At 62.6% G+C, this 16,374-nt stretch carries 11 protein-coding genes; 7 read left to right on the plus strand and 4 right to left on the minus strand.

Annotated features, from left to right (window positions below; genetic code table 11):
• The first annotated feature begins 152 nt into the window (after positions 1-152).
• The 7 genes from V6767_RS11620 to V6767_RS11650 are packed head-to-tail and all read left to right on the plus strand — an operon-like array spanning position 153 to position 11,691.
• Positions 153-2,615, plus strand: a complete 2,463-nt coding sequence (locus tag V6767_RS11620) for a glycogen/starch/alpha-glucan phosphorylase (protein ID WP_448473646.1) — start codon at positions 153-155, stop codon at positions 2,613-2,615.
• Positions 2,612-4,825, plus strand: a complete 2,214-nt coding sequence (gene glgB / locus V6767_RS11625) for a 1,4-alpha-glucan branching protein GlgB (protein WP_448473647.1) — start codon at positions 2,612-2,614, stop codon at positions 4,823-4,825. The genes V6767_RS11620 and glgB overlap by 4 nt, the downstream gene beginning before the upstream one ends.
• A gap of 17 nt (positions 4,826-4,842) precedes the next feature.
• Entirely contained in the window at positions 4,843-6,105 is a 1,263-nt protein-coding gene (gene glgC, locus V6767_RS11630) for a glucose-1-phosphate adenylyltransferase (protein WP_448473648.1), read from the plus strand.
• A 3-nt stretch (positions 6,106-6,108) separates the two neighbouring features.
• Positions 6,109-7,560: a glycogen synthase GlgA gene (gene glgA / locus V6767_RS11635; RefSeq protein ID WP_448473649.1), complete on the plus strand. Its 1,452-nt coding sequence runs from the start codon at positions 6,109-6,111 to the stop codon at positions 7,558-7,560.
• Entirely contained in the window at positions 7,557-9,185 is a 1,629-nt protein-coding gene (locus V6767_RS11640) for an alpha-D-glucose phosphate-specific phosphoglucomutase (RefSeq protein ID WP_448473650.1), read from the plus strand. The genes glgA and V6767_RS11640 overlap by 4 nt, the downstream gene beginning before the upstream one ends.
• Positions 9,186-9,190: 5 nt before the next feature.
• Positions 9,191-11,173, plus strand: a complete 1,983-nt coding sequence (glgX, locus tag V6767_RS11645) for a glycogen debranching protein GlgX (RefSeq protein ID WP_448473651.1) — start codon at positions 9,191-9,193, stop codon at positions 11,171-11,173.
• A 29-nt stretch (positions 11,174-11,202) separates the two neighbouring features.
• The gene (locus V6767_RS11650) at positions 11,203-11,691 is read left to right on the plus strand and encodes a MaoC family dehydratase (protein WP_448473652.1); all 489 of its coding nucleotides are present in this window, start codon (positions 11,203-11,205) and stop codon (positions 11,689-11,691) included.
• Between the two features lie 38 nt (positions 11,692-11,729).
• Here the strand turns inward: V6767_RS11650 and V6767_RS11655 are convergent, their stop codons facing one another.
• From V6767_RS11655 to V6767_RS11670, 4 genes are read right to left on the minus strand one after another with little or no spacing between them, the layout of a single operon-like run.
• A complete protein-coding gene (locus tag V6767_RS11655; protein ID WP_448427502.1) occupies positions 11,730-12,284 on the minus strand; it encodes a sarcosine oxidase subunit gamma in 555 nt (184 codons plus the stop codon).
• A complete protein-coding gene (locus V6767_RS11660; protein ID WP_448473653.1) occupies positions 12,277-15,228 on the minus strand; it encodes a sarcosine oxidase subunit alpha in 2,952 nt (983 codons plus the stop codon). The genes V6767_RS11655 and V6767_RS11660 overlap by 8 nt, the downstream gene beginning before the upstream one ends.
• Positions 15,225-15,530 (minus strand): sarcosine oxidase subunit delta, encoded by a 306-nt coding sequence (locus V6767_RS11665; protein ID WP_448473654.1) that lies wholly within the window; start codon positions 15,528-15,530, stop codon positions 15,225-15,227. The genes V6767_RS11660 and V6767_RS11665 overlap by 4 nt, the downstream gene beginning before the upstream one ends.
• Entirely contained in the window at positions 15,531-16,367 is an 837-nt protein-coding gene (locus V6767_RS11670) for an alpha/beta fold hydrolase (RefSeq protein WP_448473655.1), read from the minus strand. It lies immediately after the preceding gene.
• Positions 16,368-16,374: the final 7 nt, after the last annotated feature.

A 16,374-nucleotide genomic window follows, 5' to 3' on the forward strand; every position in this document is an offset into this window, starting at 1 on the left:
CCGCCTGCCGCTATCGCTTTGTTGCAAGTGCGTCATATCAGTGCATAAATTGCACGAAAGAATATGCCCATCAGGTTCTTCAGAGCTGGAGGGTCCAAATTTCAGACGGTCGAAGCTCCCAATTTTCCAGCCTTTTATTGACGGAAAAAACGATGAACAAAGTGACCACCTCCGATCTCCCGCTGCCCACCCCGCGCTCTCACGATGCTGACGAACTGGCCGCCAGCATCCTGGAAAAGCTGATCTATCAGGTCGGCAAGGACACAATCGTCGCCAAGCCGCATGACTGGCTGCGCGCCGTCATTCTGGCGATCCGCGACCGGATTACCGACGAATGGATGGAATCCACGAGGCAGACCTATGCCGCCGGCTCCAAACGGGTCTACTACCTGTCGCTGGAATTCCTGATCGGCCGGCTTTTGCGCGATGCAATATCCAATCTGGAGATGATCGACGCCGTCAACCAGGCGCTTGCCAAGCTCGACGTGGATCTGGTGGAGATCGCCGGGCTTGAGCCGGACGCGGCACTCGGCAATGGCGGCCTCGGGCGGCTTGCGGCCTGCTTCATGGAATCCATGGCGACCGTCGACGTGCCGGCCTATGGCTACGGCATCCGCTACGTCAACGGCCTGTTCCGCCAGGAGATCGCCGATGGCTGGCAGGTGGAACTGCCGGAAACCTGGCTCGCCCACGGCAACCCCTGGGAATTCCATCGCCGCGAAAGCACCTACGAGATCAATTTCGGCGGCAAGGTCGACATCATCGAGGAAGGCGGCGCAGAGCCGCGCTATGTCTGGAAGCCGGCCGAGCGGATGATGGCCGAGGCCTACGACACCCCGGTCGTCGGCTGGCGCGCCAAGCGCGTCAACACGCTCCGGCTGTGGTCGGCGGATGCGATCGACCCGATCCTGCTCGACAAGTTCAATGCCGGCGACCATATCGGCGCGCTGCAGGAAAGCACCAAGGCGGAGACGCTCACCCGTGTTCTCTACCCCGCCGACGCCAACCCGGCGGGACAGGAGCTCAGGCTGCGGCAGGAATATTTCTTCTCCTCCGCATCGCTGCAGGACATTCTGCGCCGACACAAGCAGCAGTTCGGAGAGTTCACCAACCTTCCCGACAAGGTCGCGATCCATCTCAACGACACGCATCCGGCAATTGCCGTGATCGAGATGATGCGGCTTCTGATCGACATTCACGACATGGCGTTCGACGATGCCTGGGACATCACGGTCAAGACCTTCGCCTACACCAACCACACGCTGCTGCCCGAAGCGCTGGAAAGCTGGCCGGTTCCGCTGTTCGAGCGGCTGTTCCCGCGCCACATGCAGCTGATCTACCAGATCAACGCCAAGGTTCTCATTGATGCCCGCAAGCAGAAGGGCGCCAGCGACGATGCAATCCGCCAGATCTCGCTGATTGACGAGGGCGGCGAACGCCGCGTGCGCATGGGCAATATCGCCTTCCTCGGCTCGCATTCGATCAACGGCGTCTCGGCGCTTCATACAGAGCTGATGAAGGAAACGGTGTTCTACAATCTCCACCGTCTCCACCCCGACAGGATCAACAACAAGACCAATGGCATCACGCCACGACGCTGGCTGAAGGAATGCAACCCGAAGCTCACCCGGCTGATCCGCGATTCCATCGGCGACGAGTTCCTCGACGATGCCGAAAAGCTGAAGGCGCTCGACGCCTTCGCCGAGGATGCCGCCTTTCAGGAGAAATTCGACGCGGTCAAGCGCGAGAACAAGGTTCGGCTTTCGAACCTGATCGGCGAACGGCTCGGCACCCGCATCGACCCGTCGGCGATGTTCGATATCCAGATCAAGCGCATCCATGAATATAAGCGCCAGCTTCTCAACATCATCGAGGCAGTGGCGCTCTACGACCAGATCCGCTCGCATCCGGAAATGGACTGGGTGCCACGCGTGAAGCTGTTCGCCGGCAAGGCGGCGCCGAGCTATCACAACGCCAAGCTGATCATCAAGCTCGCCAACGACGTCGCCCGTGTGATCAACAACGACCCGGCGGTGCGCGGCCTGCTGAAGATCGTGTTCATCCCGAACTACAACGTCTCCACCGCCGAGGTGATGATCCCGGCAGCCGACCTTTCCGAGCAGATCTCGACGGCCGGCATGGAAGCGTCGGGCACCGGCAACATGAAGTTCGCGATCAACGGCGCGCTGACGATCGGCACGCTGGACGGCGCAAACGTCGAAATGCGCGACTGGATCGGCGCGGAGAACATGGTGATCTTCGGCATGACCGCCGAGGAGGTCGAGGCGACCCGCGCCGACGGCTATAATCCGCGCGAGCTGATCGAGGGCTCCAAGGAGCTGTCGCAGGCGCTGTCGGCGATCTCGTCCGGCGTGTTCTCCCACGACGATCCCGGCCGCTATGCCGATCTCATCGGCGGCATCTACGATCATGACTGGTTCATGGTCGCCGCCGATTTCGACGCCTACGCCGCCGCTCAGCGTGAAGTCGACGCGATATGGAACGATCGGACGTCATGGAACGTTAAAGCAATAAGGAATACTGCGCGAATGGGGTGGTTCTCCTCCGACAGAACCATCAGGGAGTATGCTCGCGACATTTGGGGTGCCTTATGAGACAACCGGAGCCAGTCGATCCGGATAAAGGCGGGGATTTCGCCCCGCCGAGAGGAGATATCGAAGCCATTTTGAACGCCACGCATGGGAACGCGTTTTCCGTGCTTGGCATTCAGAAAATCAACGGTCATCTCGTCGCCCGGTGTTTCCTGCCGGGGGCGGAGAGCGTCGAGGCCTTCGACCTTGAGGGCGAGCCTCTCGGCGTGTTGACGCAGGTGGATCCATCCGGCTTCTTCTCAGGGAAACTGGCGCTCACAAGCTTCGTCCCGATCCGTTATCGCGCAAGGCGCGGCGACGTGACGTGGACGGTAACCGATCCCTACAGTTTCTGGCCGGTTCTGGGGCCGATGGACGATTATTTCGTCCGCGAGGGCTCCCATCTCCGCCTGTTCGACAAGCTCGGCGCCCATCCCATGACCCATCAGGGGGTGAAGGGCTTTCATTTTGCCGTGTGGGCGCCGAATGCGCGCCGCGTCTCCGTGGTCGGCAGCTTCAACAACTGGGATGGCCGGCGCCACATGATGCGGTTCCGTTCCGATTCCGGCGTGTGGGAAATCTTCGCGCCCGAAGTCGAGCCCGGCACGCCTTATAAATACGAAATCATCGGCTCCAACGGCACTCTCCTGCCGCTGAAGGCCGATCCCTTTGCCCGCCGCAGCGAATTGCGCCCGCAGACGGCATCGCTGACGGCGGCCGAACTTGAGCAGGAATGGGACGACGAGGAGCATCGCGAACACTGGACCTCAAGCGACAAGCGCCGCGAACCGATCTCGATCTACGAGGTCCATCCGGGTTCATGGCAGCGTCGGGATGACGGGTCGTTTCTGTCGTGGGACGAACTCGCCGACCGGCTGATCCCCTATTGCGCCGACATGGGCTTCACCCATATCGAATTCCTTCCAGTGTCCGAATATCCCTTCGACCCGTCCTGGGGCTACCAGACCACCGGGCTTTACGCGCCGACCGCCCGCTTCGGCGAGCCGGAGGGCTTCGCCCGCTTCGTCAATGGCTGCCACAAGGTCGGCATCGGCGTGCTGCTCGACTGGGTCCCGGCGCATTTTCCGACCGACGAGCATGGTCTGCGCAATTTTGACGGCACGGCGCTTTACGAACATGCCGACCCGCGCAAGGGCTTTCATCCCGACTGGAACACCGCGATCTACAATTTCGATCGCACCGAGGTGGCGTCCTATCTGCTCAACAACGCGCTTTACTGGGGCGAGAAGTTCCATGTCGACGGTCTGCGCGTCGATGCGGTGGCGTCGATGCTCTATCTCGATTACTCCCGCAACTACGGCGAATGGATCCCGAATGAATATGGCGGCAACGCCAATCTCGGCGCGGTGCGGTTCATCCAGGAGACCAACAAGGCGGTTTACGGGCAGCATCCCGAGATGATGACCATCGCCGAGGAATCGACCACATGGCCGAAAGTCTCGCAGCCGGTCCATGAGGGCGGCCTTGGCTTCGGCTTCAAGTGGAATATGGGCTTCATGCACGACACGCTGACCTATTTCGGCCGCGAGCCCGTGCACCGCAAGCACCACCACCAGGAAATCACCTTCGGCCTGACCTATGCCTTTACCGAAAACTTCGTGCTGCCGCTCTCCCATGACGAAGTGGTGCACGGCAAGGGATCGCTGATCGCCAAGATGTCCGGCGACGACTGGCAGAAATTCGCTAATCTGCGCGCCTACTACGCCTTCATGTGGGCCTATCCCGGCAAGAAACTCTTGTTCATGGGCCAGGAATTCGCGCAGTGGAGCGAGTGGAGCGAGGCGCGCGCGCTCGACTGGAACCTTCTCGACTACAATACCCATGAGGGTGTGCGCCGGCTGGTGCGCGATCTGAACTTCACCTACCGCGCCAAACCCGCGCTTCACGCCCGCGACTGCGAGCCGGAAGGCTTCGAGTGGACCATCGTCGACGATCACGACAACTCCGTCTTCGCCTGGCAGCGCAAGGCGCCCGGCGAAAAGCCGATCGTGGTCGTCAGCAACCTGACCCCCGTGCCGCGCGACGGCTATCACGTGCCGCTGCCCAAGGCAGGCATCTGGCGGGAAATCCTGAATACAGACGCTGAAATCTACGGCGGCAGCGGGCTGGGCAATGGCGGGCGCGTGCGCGCCGAAAGCCACGCCAATGGCGGCATCTCCGCCGGCCTGATGCTGCCGCCGCTCGCCACGATCATGCTGGAACCGGAAGAGTAATTTTTGGGGAGGGAAGGATGAACAATCGCATGGGACAGCCGCTGGCGCGTGACGCCATGGCCTATGTTCTGGCCGGCGGTCGAGGGAGCCGGCTGAAAGAGCTGACGGATACCCGCGCCAAGCCCGCCGTCTATTTCGGCGGCAAGACCCGGATCATCGATTTCGCGCTGTCGAATGCGCTCAATTCCGGCATCCGCCGCATCGGGGTCGCGACCCAGTACAAGGCCCACTCGCTCATCCGCCATCTTCATCAGGGCTGGAACTTCTTCCGCCCGGAAAGGAACGAGAGCTTCGACGTGCTCCCCGCCTCCCAGCGCGTTTCCGAAACGCAGTGGTATGAGGGCACCGCCGACGCGGTCTACCAGAACATCGACATCATCGATTCCTACGGTCCGGAATACATGATCATTCTGGCCGGCGACCATATTTACAAAATGGACTATGAGATGATGCTGCGCCAGCACGTCAACGACGGCGCCGACATCACGATCGGCTGCCTGGAAGTGCCGGTGGAGGAGGCCAAGGGCTTCGGCGTCATGCATGTCGATGAGAACGACCGGATCGTCGATTTCGTCGAAAAGCCCGCCAATCCGCCCGGCATTCCCGGCAATGAGACGATGGCGCTCGCCTCGATGGGCATTTACGTCTTCAAGACCAAGTTTCTGTTCGATTGCCTCTACCGCGATGCCGCTGACCCGACCTCCAGCCGCGATTTCGGCAAGGATATCGTCCCCTACATCGTAAAGAACGGCAAGGCGCTGGCGCATCGCTTCTCGAAGAGCTGCATCCGCTCCAGCTACGAGGAGCAGGCCTATTGGCGCGATGTCGGAACGCTCGACGCCTACTGGCAGGCCAATATCGACCTGACCGGCGTGGTGCCCGAACTCGATATCTACGACAAGTCCTGGCCGATCTGGTCCTATTCCGAGGTCACCCCGCCGGCGAAATTCGTGCATGACGATGAGAACCGCCGCGGGTCGGCGATCTCGTCGGTGGTGTCCGGCGATTGCATCATTTCCGGTTCGCAGCTCTACAAGAGCCTGCTTTTCACCGGCGTGCGCGCCAATTCCTATTCCCGCCTCGAAGGCGCGGTCGTTCTGCCTCGGGTTCACGTCGGCCGCTATGCCCAGCTCAGGAACGTGATCATCGACCACGGCGTTCATATTCCCGAAGGCCTCATCGTCGGCGAAGATCCCGAGCTCGACGCCCGTCGTTTCCGCCGCACCGAAAGCGGCATCTGCCTCATTACGCAGTCAATGATTGATAAACTGGACACATAAAACATGAAGGTTCTTTCCGTCGCCTCGGAAATCTACCCGCTGATCAAGACGGGAGGGCTTGCAGATGTCGCGGGCGCGCTGCCGCTTGCGCTGGCCTCCTACGGGATCCACACCCGCACGCTGATCCCGGGCTATCCGGCGGTGATGAAGGCGGTCGGCGACAAGGCCGAAAAGGTGATCACGCTCTATGATCTGTTCGGCGAGCAGGCGAACGTGCTTGAAGCCCGCCATGACGGCCTGGACCTTCTCATCCTCGACGCCCCTGCCCTGTTCAGCCGTTTCGGCAATCCCTACAACGCGCCCCATGGCGAGGGCTATTCCGACAACTGGCGGCGCTTCGGCGCGCTTTCCAAGGCCGCGGCCGATATCGCCGCCGGCGCCATACCCGGCTGGGAGCCCGATCTGGTGCATGCTCATGACTGGCAGGCGGCCATGACGCCGGTCTATATGCGGTTCGGCCCGACGCCGGAAAAGCCTTCGATGCTGACCATTCACAACATCGCCTTCCAGGGAAATTTTGATACCGGCATCTTCCCCTGGCTCGGCCTTCCCGACCACGCTCTGGCCGTTGACGGCGTCGAATATTACGGCAGGGTGAGCTACCTGAAGGGCGGCTTGCAGACCGCCTGGATGGTGACCACCGTCAGTCCCACTTATGCCCGCGAGATCCAGACCCCGCAATATGGCATGGGTCTGGAAGGACTGATCTCGGCCCGCGCCCATACCGTGCACGGCATCGTCAACGGCATCGACACCGATGTCTGGGACCCGGCGAGCGACGACACCATTGCAAGTCGCTATTCCGCCCACAAGCCCAGGGGGCGGCTTGCCAACCGCGAGGCCGTGAGCGAGACCTTCGGCCTCGACAATGACGATTCCCCGATCTTCTCCGTCGTATCGCGCCTGACATGGCAAAAGGGCATGGATATCCTCGCCTCCGTCGTCGGCGATCTGGTGGCCATGGGCGGAAAGCTCGCCGTGCTCGGCTCCGGCGAACCGGGGCTTGAGGAAGCCTTCCGCAATGCCGCGCGCTATTACCCAGGCCGGGTCGGCACCATTATCGGCTATGACGAGAAGCTGTCGCATATGGTGCAGGCCGGCGCCGACGCCATTCTCGTGCCCTCGCGGTTCGAGCCCTGCGGCCTGACCCAGCTCTATGCGCTGCGCTATGGCTGCATTCCCGTTGTTGCGCGCACCGGTGGCCTTGCCGATACCGTGATCGACGCCAACCCGGCCGCCCTTGCCGTCAACGCCGCCACCGGCGTCCAGTTCTCGCCGGTCGAACCGTGGTCGCTGTCGCACGCCATACGCCGCACGATCGGCCTCTATAACGACAAGAAAACCTGGCTCACCATGCAAAAGCAGGGCATGAAGAGCGACGTGTCGTGGAAGGCCAGCGCCGGTCTCTACGCCGATCTTTACAAGCAACTCGATTTGATGGTGTCGAAACCATGAGCGTGACAATTCCGACTACACCCTTCACCGACCAGAAGCCCGGCACATCCGGCCTTCGGAAAAAGGTGCCGGTCTTCTCCCAGCCGCATTACGCCGAGAACTTCATTCAGGCGATCTTCGATTCCATCGGCGACTTCAAGGGCAAGACCCTGGTGATCGGCGGCGACGGACGTTATCTCAACCGCGAAGTGATCCAGACCGCGATCAAGATGGCCGCCGCCAACGGCTTCGGCAAGGTGATGGTCGGCCAAGGCGGCATCCTGTCGACGCCGGCGGCTTCCAACATGATCCGCAAATATCAGGCCTTCGGCGGCATCATTCTTTCGGCGAGCCACAATCCCGGCGGGCCGAACGAGGATTTCGGCATCAAGTACAACACCGCCAATGGCGGCCCCGCGCCGGAAAAGATCACCGACGCGATCTATGAACGCACCAAGCTGATCGACCGCTACCGGATTTCCGAGGCTCCCGACGTTTCGCTCGACGCGATCGGCACCTCGAAGGTCGATGACATGGAGGTCGAGGTTTTCGATCCCGTCACCGACTATGCCGAACTGATGGAACAGCTTTTCGATTTCGATGCGATCCGCTCTCATATCGCCGCGGGCTTCCGGATTTCGTTTGATGCAATGAGCGCCGTGACCGGCCCCTATGCCAAGGAAATCCTGGAAAACCGCCTCGGCGCGCCGGAAGGCTCGGTGATGAATTTCGAGCCGAAAGAAGATTTCGGCGGCCACCATCCCGATCCCAATCTTGTCCACGCCAAGGCGCTTTATGACGCCGTGATGGGCGAAGGCGGGCCGGATTTCGGCGCGGCATCGGATGGCGATGGCGATCGCAACATGGTGGTCGGCCACGGCGTGTTTATCACGCCCTCCGACAGTCTCGCGATCCTCGCGGCCAATGCCCATCTGGCCCCGGCCTACAAGGGCGGCCTCGCCGGCATCGCCCGTTCGATGCCGACCAGCCAGGCCGCCGACCGCGTGGCGGAAAAACTCGGCATCGGCTGCTACGAGACCCCGACCGGCTGGAAATTCTTCGGCAACCTGCTCGACGCCGGCAAGGCGACGCTGTGCGGCGAGGAGAGCTTCGGCACCGGCTCCAACCATGTGCGCGAGAAGGACGGGCTCTGGGCGGTGCTGCTGTGGCTCAATATTCTGGCGGTGCGCGGCGAGCCCGCGCTCGATGTGGTCAAGAAGCACTGGGCGGAATATGGCCGCAACTATTATTCCCGCCACGACTACGAGGGCATCGAAACCGAAGCGGCCAACGGGCTGATGGATACGCTTAGGGCCCGGCTCGATACGCTTGCCGGCACCACATTCCGCGACCTCACCGTGACTGAAGCCGACGACTTTGCCTATCACGACCCGGTTGATGGCTCCGTCAGCCGGCACCAGGGCATCCGCATCCTGTTCGAAAACGGCTCGCGCGTGGTCTTCCGCCTCTCCGGCACCGGCACTTCCGGCGCCACGCTCAGGGTCTATCTCGAACACTACGAGCCCGACCCGGCCAAGCATGAACAGGACACCCAGGAAACGCTTGCCGACCTGATCGCCTATGCCGAGCATGTCGCCGAGATTGCCAAGCGAACGGGCCGCACCGCCCCGACCGTGATTACCTGAGCGCGATGTCCGAGCCTTCGAAAAAGCCCGGCGTCCGCATTCTGGACCGGGGCGTGGAATTTTCCGTCTATTCGGAAGCCGCCACCGGCATGGAATTATGCCTGTTCGACAAGGCCGGCGCTCAAACCGCGAAGCTGCCGATGGCGCATGCCGGCGGCAATCTGTTCCGCCTGATGGTGGACGGGATCAAACCCGGACAGCGCTACGGCTACCGCGCTTTCGGCGAATGGGATCCGATGAACGGGCTGTGGTCCGACCCGTCGAAATTGCTCACCGACCCCTATGCCCGCGAGGTCGACCGGTCCTACCGGTTCGATCCCGATCTCAGCGAATTCGGCGTCGACACCGCCGACATGGTGCCGAAGAGCATCGTCGTCGCCGACAGCGCGGAGGAGATCGGTCATGTCGATTTTCCCGATGGCGGACTGATCTACGAGGCGGGCGTGCGCGCGCTCACCATGCTCCATCCCGACGTGCCGAAGCCAATACGGGGCACGGTGGCAGCGCTTGGCCACCCGGCCGTAATCGATCACCTGAAGAAACTCGGCGTCGACGCGATCGAGCTTCTGCCGGTGACAGCCTGGATGGACGAGCGCCACCTGCAGCCGCTCGGCCTCACCAATGCCTGGGGCTACAATCCCGTCACCTTCATGGCGCTGGAGCCGCGCATCTGCCCGGGCGGCATCGCGGAACTCCGGGAAGCGGTGAAGGCCCTCCATCAGGCCGGCATCGGCGTCATTCTCGATCTGGTCTTCAACCACAGCGGCGAAAGCGACCCATTCGGTGGGATTGTGAGCTTTCGCGGGCTCGACAACGCGACCTACTACCGTCTCGCCCATGACGACCCTTCCGTGCTGATCAACGACACCGGCTGTGGCAATACCATTGCCTGCGACCATCCGATGGTGCGCCAGTATATCGTCGACAGTCTGCGCCATTTCGTGACCCAGGCCGGGATCGACGGCTTCCGCTTCGATCTGGCGCCGGTGCTGGGCCGCCGGTATGAGGGCTTCGATACCGATTCCGAGACGCTTCACGCCATCCTCAACGACCCGGTCCTGAAAGACCGGACGATGATCGCGGAGCCCTGGGATATCGGCCCCGGCGGCTACCAGCTCGGCAAGTTTCCGCCGCCCTTTCTGGAATGGAACGACAACACGCGCGACGACATCCGCAAATTCTGGCGTGGCGATCCATCCATGACCGGCCTGCTCGCCGACGCACTGTCCGGCTCCTCGCACATCTTTTCGACAAACGGCCAGAACAGCACGCGCTCGGTGAATTTCATCGCCGCCCATGACGGCTTCTCGCTTTATGACCTGACGGCCTATGTGCACAAGCACAATGCCGAAAACGGCGAGCACAACCGCGATGGTCACGACGAGAACTATTCCTGGAACAACGGCGTCGAGGGCGAGACCGACAACGAACTGGTCAACAACCGGCGCCGGCAGGACCTGCGCGCCCTTCTCGCCACGCTGTTCGTCAGCCGCGGCGCGATCATGCTGAAGGCCGGCGATGAGGGTGGCTGCAGCCAGAAGGGCAACAACAACGCCTATTGCCAGGACAACGAGATCACCTGGATCGACTGGGCGCATATGGACGAGAAACTGGTGGCCCACACCGCCGAGCTCTCAGCGTTGCGCAAGCGCTTCGCCGTGTTCTCGCAAACGGATTTCTTCACAGACGACGACGTTTTGTGGCTCAGGCCCGATGGCAAGGTCATGGATGTGGCCGACTGGGAGTGCCCGGAATGCCAGTGCCTCAGCATGGTGCTTTCAACCACCGAGACCACGACCGGCCATCCCACGCGCCTTGCCGTGCTCATCAATCGTGGCCATGAGGAAGCCGTGTTCCTGCTGCCCGAGACCCACGAAGACGGCTGGCACAGCCTTGCCGGCCAAAGCGAAGGCGCCGTCGAGATCGCGCTTGCACCCCGCTCGGTATCGCTCTATGCCGAGAGACTTAACGAAGGAGAGACGCATTGACCGCTCCTCAGGCGACGAAAGAAGGCCCGATGGTTCTCGAAATTTCTCTGGGTGACGTCAAGGGACTGATCGGACAGGAAGTCGGCCTGTCGCGCTGGTTCACGGTCGATCAATCGATGATCGACACCTTCGCCGATGCAACGCTCGACCACCAGTTCATCCATACCGACCCCGAACGGGCTCGCAAGGAGACTGCCTTCGGCGGCACGATCGCGCACGGATTTCTGACGCTGTCGCTGCTTTCCGCCATGAATTACGATTGCGCCCCGCGCATTCGCGAGCAGACCATGGGCATCAATTTCGGCTTCGACAAGGTGCGCTTCATGGCCCCGGTGAAAAGCGGCGCAAAGGTCCGCGGCCGGTTCGTGCTGAAGGATGCCCGTTTCCGGGGCGCGGAACTGCTCGCAATCAACTACGCCGTCACCGTCGAGATCGAGGGCGAACGCAAGCCGGCGCTGTCGGCCGAATGGATCACGCTGGTCCAGTTCGCCGCCGCGGATCGGCCGGAAACGGTGTGAGCGATGTCGGCGCGCCTTTTAATCGCTGAAAGGCGATCTCAATAGGCCGCGTCCTTCGCCCCCTGATCGAGCAGACCGAAGACGTAAGGCGCGAACGAGCGCCAGCATTCGACGCGGAAGGTCTGTTCTTCCTTGCGATAGAGGATGATCTCCGCCTTGCCGAGCACCGTGCGCGCGACCTTTCCGACCGGGAAGCTTTCGAGCCTCAGATCAAGCGGGCAGGCCGCGTTCAGCGTTGCGGCAGCGCCCGGTCCGTCGACCATGATCGCGATATTGCGGTGCGAGACATCGACCGCCGAATAGGGCCCTGCCGCCGGGCCGAGCCGACCGGCGAGGTCGTCCTCGTATTCGTCAATCACCAGCCACTCGTCGGGCCCAAGCCAGAAGGCATAGCGCCCCTCCCCGCCCGAGGAGGTCAGCGGCTTCACCGGCAGATCGAGTTCCAGCATGCCGTTGAGGCCGGGGATTGCGTCCTCGCCGGCCCTGAGCGAAAGCCGGGTGGCAGGGCGCGCCACCACCAGCCGGGCAAGGCCCGAGCCGCCATAGGCGCCGGCAAGCGGCAGGTCGCGTTCCGCTGTGAATTGCTCAGCCATTGATGCGCGCTCCTTCAGGATCATAGAAAACTGTGTCGACCACCTCGACGGCGATCGTGCGCTCCGGCATCGGCACGTAGAGCGTCTGGCCCTTCAGGGCGTGGCCGTTCTTGACCACGGCCATGGCGATGCCACTCTGCAGCGCCTCCGACCAGTAGGCCGAGGTGACATGGCCAAGCATCGGCACCGGCTTTGCGGCATTAGGATCGGCCACCACATGCGCGCCCTCCTCCAGCACCAGCCGGGGATTGTTCTTGACCATCAGGCCGACGAGCTGCTTGCGCCCCTGGGCAACGAGATCCGGCCGTTTGAGGCCGCGCATGCCGACGAAATCCGGTTTCTTCTTCGAAACCGCCCAGCCCATGCCGACATCATAGGGCGTCACCGTGCCGTCGGTATCCTGACCGACGACGATATAGCCCTTCTCGGCGCGCAGCACATGCATGGTCTCGGTGCCATAAGCGCAGGCCCCGAAGGTTTCAGCACGTTCAAACACCGCTTCCCAGACCTTGAGCCCGAAATCGGCGGGCACGTTGATCTCGTAGCCAAGCTCGCCGGTAAACGACACCCGGAACAGCCGCGCGGGAACGCCGCAGACCGTGCATTCGGCAAGGCTCATATGCGGAAAGGCCTCGTTGGAAATATCCACACCCTCAACGAATGGCGCGATGATCTCGCGCGCCTTCGGCCCCTGCACCGCGATCACCGCCCATTGTTCGGTGGTGGAGGTGAGCCAGACCTTCAGATGCGGGAACTCGGTCTGAAGATAATCCTCCATCAGGTTCAGCACCCGCGGCGCGCCCCCGGTCGTGGTGGTCACGTGGAAGCGGTCGTGGGCCAGCCTGCCGACGACGCCGTCATCGTAGATATAGCCATCCTCGCGCAGCATCAGACCGTAGCGGCATTTGCCGGGCTTCAGCGTCGACCAGGCATTGGAATACATCAGGTTCATGAAGGCTTCGGCATCCGGGCCGACAACCTCGATCTTGCCGAGGGTGGAGGCATCGAAAACGCCCGCCGCCTCCCGCACCGTGCGGCATTCGCGGTTGACCGCGTCATGCATGGTTTCGCCCGCGTGCGGGAAATACCAGGCGCGCTTCCAGTTGCCGACATCCTCGAACGGCGCGCCCTCAGCCTCCGCCCAGGCGTTGATCGGCGTCTTGCGCGCCGGATCGAACAGGGCGTCGCGCGAATGGTTGATCAGGGTGCCGAAGGTGACCGGCGTGAACGGCTGGCGGAAGGTGGTGAGCCCCACCTGCGGGATCGGCCGATCCAGCATTTCGGCGGCGATCGCCAGCCCGTGCATGTTGGAAAGCTTGCCCTGGTCGGACGCCATGCCGTTGGTAGTGAAGCGCTTGATATGCTCGATCGAGGCCATGCCCTCATGCACGGCCTGACGGATATCCTTGGCGCAGACATCGTGCTGATAATCGATGAAAGCCTTGGCGTAGGGCTCGGCATCATCGCATTCGCCCAGCATGCCGCCGGTCCATGCGTGTTCGGTCGCAGCCGCGATTTCGGCAAAGCCGCCGCCCGCCGCTGCAGCCTCCGCAACCAGATCGGCCACGGCATCGGTGCCATTGCAGGCGCCGACCGAGACCGCGTTCTGGGCATAGACGCTCGGCAGGAACCGTTCGTTTTCCGCATCGAAGGCGAGCTTGCCGCGCGATTGTGAGAACAGATGCACGGACGGCGTCCAGCCTGCCGATGTGATCAGCGCGTCGATATCGTAGTCCCGCGGCTTGCCGCCGCCCTTGACCCGCATGGATTTGACCCTGAGCCGGCCCTTGGTGCCGACCACCCTGTGGCCGGTATGGAGCGTGATCCCGAGCGCCTTCGCCTCCTCGGCAAGGCCTGGGCCGGGCTCGGCGCGGCTATCGATGATGGCAACCACCTTCACGCCCGCGCGGGCGAGATCAAAGGCGGCCTCATAGGCCGAATCATGGGCGCAGTGGACCCCGATCTTGGAGCCGACCGCGACGCCGTAATGATTGAGATAGCTGCGCGCGGCCGAAGCCAGCATGATGCCCGGACGGTCATTGTCGGGAAACACCATCGGGCGTTCGATCGCACCGGTGGCCAGCACCACCTTTTCCGCCCGCACCTGCCACAGCCGCTCGCGCGGGCCGTCGGCCTTCGCATTCGGCAGGTGATCGGTCAGTCGCTCGCACAGGCCGAGGAAATTATGGTTGTAGTAGCCGAAAGCCGTGGTGCGCGGCAGGTAGCGGACATTGTCCATGGCAGCGAGCTCGGCAGCGGTTTCAACCGCCCAGTCATAGCCCGATTTGCCATCGATTTTGGTGCCGCTCTCATATTGCAGCGCGCCGCCGGGCTCCGGCTTCTCGTCGCAGATGATGACGTCTTTGCCGGCCCGCGCGGCCGAAAGCGCCGCCGTAAGCCCGGCAAGCCCCGCGCCGACCACAAGAACGTCGCAATGAACGTAGCGGCTGGCATAGCTGTCGGGATCTTCTTCCGTCGGTGCCACGCCGAGGCCGGCGGCCTTGCGGATCGCAGGCTCATAGACCTTGTGCCAGGCGCTGAACGGCCACATGAAGGTCTTGTAGTAGAAGCCGGCGATCAGCATCGGCGAGACGAGATCGTTGATCGCGCCGACATCGAAGGAAAGCGACGGCCAGCGGTTCTGCGAGCCCGCTTTCATGCCGTCGAACACTTCCTGCACCGGCCCACGCACATTGGGCTGGCGGCGGGCGCTGTCGCGGGCGATATCGAACAGCGCGTTGGGCTCCTCGGAACCCGCCGTCAGGAAGCCGCGCGGACGGTGGTATTTGTACGACCGTCCCACCAGATGGACGCCGTGGGCCAGCAGCGCCGAGGCCAGCGTATCGCCCTCCAGCGCCGTGTAGGTCTTGCCGTCGAAAGTGAAGCGTACGGTTTTCGCGGGCGTCAGCCGGCCCTTGTCGGCAATCCGGAATGCGCCGCTCATTGGCCGTCTCCCATGCCGAGCTCGGCCGGATCGGGTTTCGGCTCGCCGGTCTTGTAGGTTTTCAGGAACCGGTCGGAAACGGTGTCGCGGGCGGCGTTGAAGAACCGGCCGCAGCCATGGGAATGGCGCCAGCGCTCGAAATGCAGCCCCTTGGGATTGGTGCGCATGAAGAAATAATTGGCGAAGTCCGCGTCGGAGAGTTCGACCATGTTTTCAGGCCGGGCGATATGCGCCTCGCCCGCGCCGGTAAACTCCAGTTCGCTGCGCGCTTCCTCGCAATAGGGACAGTAAATCAGCAACATTCAGTTTCCCTCCAGTTCGGGCAAGGCGTCGGGAATAGAGATAATCAGGTCGATGAGACCGCGCGGGACTTCCAGCTGCGGCAGGTGCCCTGCGCCCGCAAGCGGATGAAGCGGCACGCCGATCCGGCCCGCCAGAAGATGGCCGCGCTCGATCGGGATCCAGGGATCGCGTTCGCCCCAGATGATGGTGACCGGGCAGGCGATCTGCTTCAGCTTCTCGGCGAATTCATCGGTAAAGGCGTCGTCGGCCTGGGCGAACTGACGGTAGAAGCTCTGGTGGCCTTCGGGCGTGAGCCAAGGGCTGACCAGTTCGCGCAGGTCGGTGGCATCGATCTCGTTGACCAGCGCACCCTTGATATAGGCCTCGACGATTGCCGCGTGAATGTGCGGCGGCAGCGGCTGGAAGGCATCGACGTGACGGCCGACATGATCGAAGAATTCGGAGCCCCATGGGCTCAGCGCAACGACATTCATCAAGGTAAGGCTGGAATAGCGAACATCGTGGAGCAGATGCGCGCGCAGCGTCACGGCGCCGCCGAAATCATGGGCCAGAACATGCGGCGCATCGAGCATCCAGTAGTGAACCATCTCCTTGAACACCCGGCCCTGAACATCAAGCCCCGTCGCCTGCCCGGCCTCCTTGGCGGAGCGGCCGAAGCCGGGCATGTCGTACCAGTAGACGGTATAGGCATGCGACAGCGTCAGCAGAATGCGGTGCCAGGAAAACGACGACCACGGCCAGCCATGGGCAAGCACCAGCGGCGGCCCCTTGCCGGCGCTGCCCCAGGCCACCATGCCGGCGCTGGTCTCGCATTTCCTGTTGACGTTCCAGAGCATGGCTTTT

The sequence above is a fragment of the Martelella sp. FLE1502 genome (assembly GCF_053484255.1).